The organism is Winogradskyella rapida (assembly GCF_042675845.1).
Classification (GTDB): Bacteria; Bacteroidota; Bacteroidia; order Flavobacteriales; family Flavobacteriaceae; genus Winogradskyella; species Winogradskyella rapida.
On record NZ_JBHTKM010000032.1, the window covers coordinates 1 to 6,000 of the forward strand.

At 30.8% G+C, this 6,000-nt stretch carries 9 protein-coding genes; all 9 read right to left on the bottom strand.

The annotated features are described in order from the left end of the window. Window positions 1–167 precede the first annotated feature (167 nt). On the bottom strand, window positions 168–524 hold the full coding sequence (locus ACFQ13_RS06040; RefSeq protein WP_386115207.1) for a transposase: 357 nt from the start codon (window positions 522–524) through the stop codon (window positions 168–170). A gap of 181 nt (window positions 525–705) precedes the next feature. Further along, the gene (locus tag ACFQ13_RS06045) at window positions 706–1,137 is read right to left on the bottom strand and encodes a hypothetical protein (protein ID WP_386115210.1); all 432 of its coding nucleotides are present in this window, start codon (window positions 1,135–1,137) and stop codon (window positions 706–708) included. Between the two features lie 112 nt (window positions 1,138–1,249). Then, a complete protein-coding gene (locus ACFQ13_RS06050; protein WP_386115213.1) occupies window positions 1,250–1,432 on the bottom strand; it encodes a barstar family protein in 183 nt (60 codons plus the stop codon). Between the two features lie 141 nt (window positions 1,433–1,573). After that, entirely contained in the window at window positions 1,574–2,257 is a 684-nt protein-coding gene (locus tag ACFQ13_RS06055; protein ID WP_386115215.1) for a hypothetical protein, read from the bottom strand. Window positions 2,258–2,417: 160 nt separating this feature from the next. Beyond that, window positions 2,418–3,158: a hypothetical protein gene (locus tag ACFQ13_RS06060; protein ID WP_386115217.1), complete on the bottom strand. Its 741-nt coding sequence runs from the start codon at window positions 3,156–3,158 to the stop codon at window positions 2,418–2,420. A gap of 166 nt (window positions 3,159–3,324) precedes the next feature. Beyond that, entirely contained in the window at window positions 3,325–3,714 is a 390-nt protein-coding gene (locus tag ACFQ13_RS06065) for a hypothetical protein (protein WP_386115219.1), read from the bottom strand. 158 nt (window positions 3,715–3,872) lie between these two features. Continuing rightward, window positions 3,873–4,691 carry a hypothetical protein gene (locus ACFQ13_RS06070; RefSeq protein ID WP_386115221.1) on the bottom strand — a complete coding sequence of 273 codons (819 nt, stop codon included), beginning with the start codon at window positions 4,689–4,691 and terminating at the stop codon, window positions 3,873–3,875. Next, window positions 4,691–5,182 carry a glycine-rich domain-containing protein gene (locus ACFQ13_RS06075; RefSeq protein ID WP_386115223.1) on the bottom strand — a complete coding sequence of 164 codons (492 nt, stop codon included), beginning with the start codon at window positions 5,180–5,182 and terminating at the stop codon, window positions 4,691–4,693. Before ACFQ13_RS06075 ends, ACFQ13_RS06070 begins: the two co-directional genes overlap by 1 nt. A 140-nt stretch (window positions 5,183–5,322) precedes the next feature. Further along, the coding region (locus ACFQ13_RS06080) for a hypothetical protein (RefSeq protein ID WP_386115225.1) at window positions 5,323–6,000 on the bottom strand (678 nt) is incomplete at its 5' end.

Below are 6,000 nucleotides of genomic sequence, written 5' to 3' on the forward strand. Positions count from 1 at the left end.
GTTTTCTACTGACTATTTTTATAATTTGTTGCTCTAGTTTTAAACGCTTATCAGCTCTAGATTTGTATTTATAATACGCATCACGTTTAAGCCCAAAACAATGATTTATAGTAGTTAAAGACGCAAATCCCTTAGATTTCTCTTTAGCTATGATTAAGGCTTTATACTTAGCTTTTTTTTAGTTCAGCTACAGATTTGTAACCTAGATCTTCAGCAGCTACTTCTAGATAAGAATCTAATACCATTGCATCAAGATCCTTTTTAAGTAGTAGCTTTTTAAGCTGTTCAATCTCTTTTTGTAGGGCTTTAATTCTGGATATTTCGTCTTTTGTTTCCACTTTTACTCTGGTGTTCATTAAGTCTTTACGATTGTACTTTTTAATCCACACATTCACCGTTGTAGGTGCAATAGAGTAGAGCTTGCATAGTTCACTCTTTGTGTGTTTTCCGGTTGTAAGTTCGGCTAAAATTTTTAATTTGAAAGGTTCGCTGTAACGTCTAATTACTTTGTCATTTTTATACATAATGTTTAAAATTATGTAGCCTTTATTCAGGACGAGTGTTAATGTTGTACAACGTGTTTGTGTATGGTTAGTTGCGTGGTTAGGCAACTAAGTTAGCAAACTTTAACGAACCCGTGAAAATTCCGCAGGAATTTTCACAAGTAGGGAAGAACACAGCAATTAATTATACACGGTGTTGTGCTTAGTTTTTTTCTTTATTCAGTTTATAAATTAGCTCTATAAATATCTTGTCGTTATTGGTTTTAAATGACTTCGTAACATAAAATCCATTTTCATCTTGAAAACGAACTGTAATTATATGAAAAGGGTCAAGGAATGATTTCGACCGAAACTTCACTAATTCAAGTGATTTAAAATTATGGGAAAATTTATCTTCTCTATTTTTTGAAAAATTCTTTTGAAACGAAATTAAAAGTATTTCATTTTCCAGATAGAAATGTTTAATGTATAAATCATTTCTTAAATAGCCTACTGTAGACAAAATAGTAAAACCAATTAGAAGAATTATTAATAGGAAAAGCCAATCATTTGTTCTTTTTATATTAAAAAGAGCTAATAAAAGTATTATTAAAATTGGACCTAAAAATTTATCTTTAATTATATCTTTTGTCATTTTCGGATTTATATTTTTAAGTCAGCTGTAATTCGATATTCTCGTGTTCTTCTATGATTTCAATTATTCGGTCATAATATTTTAATTCCGATTTGCTTTTTTCACATCGGTGCTATTTTAGGATATATTTTTCATCAACATCGTGAACTCCAAATCCACCGTAAAGTACATCATTAAATGCGTTTAGATTCCGTCCAATTTTCCAATTCAGTCCGAAAGTCATTTTTGATTCTATCTCTCGATAAAATCCTTTCATATTTGAAAATTTATTTCCGTTTATCTCTATTATTCGCATTTTGGTAAATTAAGCACAACGGTCTTGTGTATGGTTAGTTGCGTGGTTAGGCAACTAAGTTAGCAAAAATGAACCGAACGAGAGGAAATTCCGCAGGAATTTCCACGTAGGCAAGTAACAAGCAATTAATTATACACGTTGTTAGCAACTGGCATTTTCTTCGGCCCATTCTTTAGCTATTTGTTCAACATATTCTGTGAATGTATTTATTTTGTCATAACTGTAAAATGTGTATTCGGGCTGTCCAATTATTGGCGTAATATCATCAAAACAATGGTCAGAAGCGAATAATATTATTTTATTAGTTTTAGAATCATAGAAAGTCATATTTCCATTTGCCTCTTCTACAAAACAAATCAGGTTTGAGTAGTCTATCGGCTTGATATTTTCTTCTTCGCAAGTTTCTTTATAATATTCATTCCAACTACCAATTCCGAAACTGCATTCAGTTCCAATAAACATAAAATTCTGATTATTGGTTAGTGAATCCTCTGGCTGATTAAACGATTCCTGAATTCCACCAATATTTTGCAATAAAATTTTGTGCTCAGCACTTAACTTATCTGATACATTTTCTAAACCCTCAATTTTATTTAACCATCCAAATATTTCGTCATCAATATCAGTCCAAGCAAACAAAATGTGTTCAACATTATTAATTCGCAGAAAGGTTTTTCGCGAACATTCAATCAGTTTTGTCAGTTTTGGGAATATGTTTTTAAATTCATTCGATAATTCAAGAGTTCTTTCTTCAATTTCTACCTTGTCATTTTCTTGGAAAAACCAACTTATATCTTCTGCAAATGCGTTTAAATCTTTGTTCATAGTTGGTTTTTTTGCTTGTTGCTAACGTGTTTGTATATGGTTTGTTGCGTGTTTCGAGCAACTAATTTAGTAAATAATTACCGACCAAGAAGGTCTGCGAGGACTTTCGTAAGTAGGCAAGAAGCCAGCAATAAATTATATACGGTGTTGGCAACTGGCTTTATTTTCTTTCTTTCCACCATTTTCTCAATTCCGCATTTAATTTTTCGTCAACTTTCGGACAAGAATATAATCCTAATTCAACTTTTCGTTTCTCTTTATATGCTTTAATAAAAATCCCAGCGTAACCACCTTTTTCGGCAAAATCATCAGTTGGTATGTAAGAAGAAAGTGGATTTAGATAACATCCACAAATTTCTTTTGATTCCAACAACTTAATTAAATGTTCAATATGTTCTTCTTTAACCCAATCAATTGGAAAATCTCCAATCATTGTCATTCCTATTCTCAAAGTATCTTTCTCCGTTTTTAAGGTTGAAGAAACTTGTTCTAAAAATGAAATTGGGTTATAATTTTCGGGTTTTGCAAATGGATATTCGGGTTTCCAAAATGAACTAATTAGTGTTGAATCAGATAGAGAATAAGTCCAATCATTTTTTTCCTTTATTAAATTACTATTTGTTCTAAACTTTCTTATTGAATCATTTTTGAGTTTTACTATTATCCAAAATTCAGGTCCCATTTTATAAAGTCCTTCAGACTTTGCATTATTCCATTCTTTTACAAAAAGTTCAGTTTGTTCATTATTCAAACGAATAGAGTCGGTTTCGTTAAGTCTTTTTTTTATATGAATATTATCTACTAATTTAAGTTCGATATTTGTTTGTTCGTGAATTGGTTTTTTAGAATCAACGCAACTTGATAAAATTACAAAAGTCAATATAAAAGTCAAGATTTTCATTTTTTGCGTTCTGTTTTTAGCTTGTTGCCAACGTGTTTGTGTATGGTTAGTTGCGTGGTTAAGCAACTAAGTTAGCAAAAATGAACCGAACGAGAGGAAATTCCGCAGGAATTTCCACGTAGGCAAGTCACAAGCAATTAATTATACACGTTGTTAGCACACGTTTTTATTCCACTTTTTTATATTCATAATGTTTGTCAAACAATCCGCCTTTATTTTTATAAATCAGTTTCTTTTTGTCGACTTCAATCAGAATGTAATTCCGGTTTCCAATAGTCAGAATTGAGTCAGTCAGTTTATAAGTTGCATCGTATTCATTTCCCATTTGGTTAATAAATATTGTTTTGTCCTTATTAAAAGTCAGACTGGTTTTCAATTCCGCTTTTGAGTCAGATTCCGATTCAGAGTCATTTTCCGTAAGTGGCTCAATATCGTCATCAAAAGAGTCAGTTTCCGCAACCAAAATCCATTTTCCGATTAGTTTTTTTTCAGATGCAGATTGTGCTGTGCAAGAGTTAATTCCGAAAATTAAAGTCAGGATTATTAATATTCTCATAGTTTTCTCAAATGTGTGCTAACGTATTTGTGTATGGTTAGTTGCGTGGTTAGGCAACTAAGTTAACAAACATTTACGAACCCGTGAAAATTCCGCAGGAATTTTCGCAAGTAGAGAAGAACAAAGCAATTAATTATACACGGTGTTACCACCAGTTTTTAATCACATCCGCCGCAACCACCGCAACTACTACATCCACTATCACAAGAAGAGCACCCAGATGCGTCAAATTCAGAATCGAATGAATCTAAGGTATCATCAAAACTATCAAAATATGAATCAAACATATAATCGTCTTCAAAAAATTCAACATATAACCACCAATCACTATCAGAATCATAAGTATCACTATGTAAAACTTTCTGTTGATTTAGTAATTCTTTATCGATTGTTTTTAAAAGTTGAAAATCTAAGTTTTTTAATAAGAAAATGTTTCCTCCAATTCTCAATAATAACTCTAATCCTTTCTTCTTATCATTATGAAGCAGATGGTCTATATTTTTATCAATCTCATTTAAATAGTTTGATATTTCTCTCCTTAGTTTGTTTCCATTGTCAGTTAGTTTATTTAACCTAAATAAATTTAATAATAATGATTGCTTAAAATAAGGGTTGATTTCTCGATTGCTTCTTGTCGATTTTTTAAAATGCCAACTTCCGTTTGAAGTATCGTAAGCCATTTTTATAAAATTCTTAAACAGTATTTGAATTGAAGGGCTTTTAATAAATGGGCTCAAATAAATTAATTCGTGATTTTTTGGCTGGTATTTATTAAAGTTTTTACCTGAAATAACGTATGTATAAGTTCTAATGTAGTTGTCTCTAGAATGAGACTTTTTATTTATTTCTTTAATTTCAATTACTTTTTTTAAAAGTAAATCCATAAAAGTAAACTTCATTAAATCTTTCAATTGTACAGAGGTGCAATCTTTAATTAGCATTGTTTCTGCAGGTGTTATTTGAGATAGTATTTTCATTACTTTTTAAATCGTAGTTTAGGTATTATCCAATTTCTCTTTCTATTCACTCTTGTAAAATGAATCTCGTTAAATCTAGTATCAATATCAACCCAAATGTCACTTGGTGGTTTTTCATTAAAAATTGACTCGTAAAAATCAAGTGTTTTTGAATACTGTTCTTTAAATAATTTTTTTTCCTCAGAGCCTTTTGTAGGTCCGTGATGAATGTTTTTATTTATTGTGTTTTTACAAAGTTCGACCCAATACGATTCCGTGTAAAGTAAATGAAGATGCCAGACTTGGTCAATTTGATCTGAAGGTGTTTGAGGAAAATTTGAAATAGTAATCAGAAAAATAAATTTTTTGTATTCCAATACTGTTCTCAGCGAATATTCTATTGACCAATCATTTTCCCTTGCTAATCTATCTGTAAAACTGAAAGAAGAATCTATGTCGTCAATTTCAAAATTTTGAATTTTCTGCCATATTTCATTTTGTTGTTCAGTCATTTTTGGTAATTGGTGGTAACGTGTTTGTGTATGATTTCGTTGCGTGTTTTAAGCACTAAAGTTAGCAAATAAATCACAGATAGAAAGTCCGAGAGGACTTTCGTAAGTAGGCTATAACTAGCAATGAATTATACACGGTGTTACCTGCTGGCTTTTATTTTTTCATTTCCGATTTCGTTGTTAAAATCACGAACTCTTTTTTCAGGATATTCATATTCTACGTTCATTAGTAAATCTCTCCAATCGGTTCGTGTTAGTTCAATCATTTTTTTTAGATGAACAACATCTTTATTTCCTGCATATATCAATGCTCTAACAATTCTTTTACTCCGAAATTCTTTATTAGATATTATTAATTTTTGGATACTTCTTTTAGCTTCTCCAGAGTTTTTCCCATAATCAGATTCAAGTCTGTTTTTTATGTCAGTTGGATATAAATTCAGGTTTATTGTCTTTTGGTCAATTCCAGATGCGTATTTTAAGTCAGTATTTATTATCTCGATTATTTTTCCGAAACCAATAGTCCGACTTCCTTCACAAAATTTAAATTCCATATTTTCATAAAGTCGTTTTGCAAAATATTCAGTTCCTAAAATTGCAATTTCTGCTTTTACATTTTCTCCAGGTTCAACTTTTTCTTTTCCAATATAAGTCTGGTTTCCTGAAGTTAAGTATTCTGGGTAATTTTCAAATTCAATATGTTGTCGATAACCAGAACTTGCGTATCCATTTCGTCCACCTTGTTCGGTAGATAAAAATTCTAATTCAGCTATGAAGTCTATTTGTTTCACGATGGTTTGTTCAGCTTGCAGGTAACG

Coding starts and splice junctions, on each gene's coding strand:
- ACFQ13_RS06045 (WP_386115210.1), bottom strand. CDS start 1,137: ATGACAAAAGATATAATTAAAGATAAATTTTTAGGTCCAATTTTAATA.
- ACFQ13_RS06075 (WP_386115223.1), bottom strand. CDS start 5,182: ATGACTGAACAACAAAATGAAATATGGCAGAAAATTCAAAATTTTGAA.
- ACFQ13_RS06070 (WP_386115221.1), bottom strand. CDS start 4,691: ATGAAAATACTATCTCAAATAACACCTGCAGAAACAATGCTAATTAAA.
- ACFQ13_RS06050 (WP_386115213.1), bottom strand. CDS start 1,432: ATGCGAATAATAGAGATAAACGGAAATAAATTTTCAAATATGAAAGGA.
- ACFQ13_RS06060 (WP_386115217.1), bottom strand. CDS start 3,158: ATGAAAATCTTGACTTTTATATTGACTTTTGTAATTTTATCAAGTTGC.
- ACFQ13_RS06065 (WP_386115219.1), bottom strand. CDS start 3,714: ATGAGAATATTAATAATCCTGACTTTAATTTTCGGAATTAACTCTTGC.
- ACFQ13_RS06055 (WP_386115215.1), bottom strand. CDS start 2,257: ATGAACAAAGATTTAAACGCATTTGCAGAAGATATAAGTTGGTTTTTC.
- ACFQ13_RS06040 (WP_386115207.1), bottom strand. CDS start 524: ATGTATAAAAATGACAAAGTAATTAGACGTTACAGCGAACCTTTCAAA.